The organism is Gordonia sp. i37 (assembly GCF_002043085.1).
In the GTDB taxonomy this organism is placed as follows: Bacteria; Actinomycetota; Actinomycetes; order Mycobacteriales; family Mycobacteriaceae; genus Gordonia; species Gordonia polyisoprenivorans.
Map to the genome: position 1 here is coordinate 1 of NZ_MVPX01000610.1, position 1,070 is coordinate 1,070.

General features: G+C 62.9%; 2 protein-coding genes. Both read right to left on the reverse strand.

What is annotated here, in order from left to right:
• On the reverse strand, positions 1–713 hold a 713-nt coding region (locus tag B1964_RS28690), incomplete at its 3' end, for an IS3 family transposase (RefSeq protein WP_366664303.1).
• The gene (locus B1964_RS28695; protein WP_006368849.1) at positions 707–988 is read right to left on the reverse strand and encodes a transposase; all 282 of its coding nucleotides are present in this window, start codon (positions 986–988) and stop codon (positions 707–709) included. The genes B1964_RS28695 and B1964_RS28690, both read right to left, overlap by 7 nt.
• Positions 989–1,070: the final 82 nt, after the last annotated feature.

Below are 1,070 nucleotides of genomic sequence, written 5' to 3' on the forward strand. Positions count from 1 at the left end.
CAGTTGCGGTTCAAACACTCGTCGCGCAACCGGTTGTTGAACGACTCGATGAACCCGTTGTTCCACGGTGTGCCGGGCGGAATGTAGGAGATCCCGACCGACCCTGCACAGAACGCCTGCAGGGCTTCTGAGATGAACTCAGGGCCGTTGTCCATGCGCAGCACCATCGGCGGGCCACCCCAGATCGCGAACGTCTTCTCCAACTCCTCGATCAACCGCTCAGCCGGAATCGAGCGGTCCACGATGTTCAGCAACGACATCCGGGTGTGTTCGTCAACCATGGACGCGATCTTGATCTTCTTCCCATCCACGGTGGAATCGAACTGAAAGTCCAATGCCCACACCACTTTCGGTGCGTCCGCGACAACGACCGGGACCGATGACTGGCCGGCGCGTTTGCGGCGCGGAGCGCGCCGCACTTGCAGGCCCTCTTCTTTCCACAACCGGTGCACTTTCTTCTTGTTGATCTCGATGCCGTCGTCGAAGCGCAGGTGTGCCCACGCCCGGCGGAACCCGTGCCGGGGGTTCTTGCGGGCATACGTGCGTAGCTGCTCGCGCAGTGCGGCGTCGGGGTCGGCCGGGGTGTGCGCTTGCGGCAGCCGTCGATAGGCGGAACGGGAAAGCCCAACTACCTTGCACGCCATGCGTTCTGACATGTTCTTGACGTCCTTGAGCATGTCGATGGCGGCGCGTTTGGCGGTCGGGCTCAGAATTTTCCCTTGGCGATCTCCCGCAGCGCGTCTTTCTCGAGTTCGGCATCGGCGAGCAGCCGCTTGAGTCGGCTGTTCTGCTCGCGCAGCTCTTTGAGTTCCTTCGCGGCGTCGCCGTCCATACCGCCGTACTGGCGGCGCCAGTTGTACAAGGTGGCCGCCGACACCTCGAGATCGGCGGCGATCTCCTCGCCGGTCTTGCCTTCGGCGGCCAACTCGTCGGCCCGGCGCAATTTGCGCACGATGTCCTCCGCCGAGTGACGCTTGCGTCCTGCCATGTTCTTCATCGTCCCTTCTCCGCCCTCATCAGGGCAATCAGGACTCTAAAACAACCCGGACCGGCTCACGGGGGACACGCCA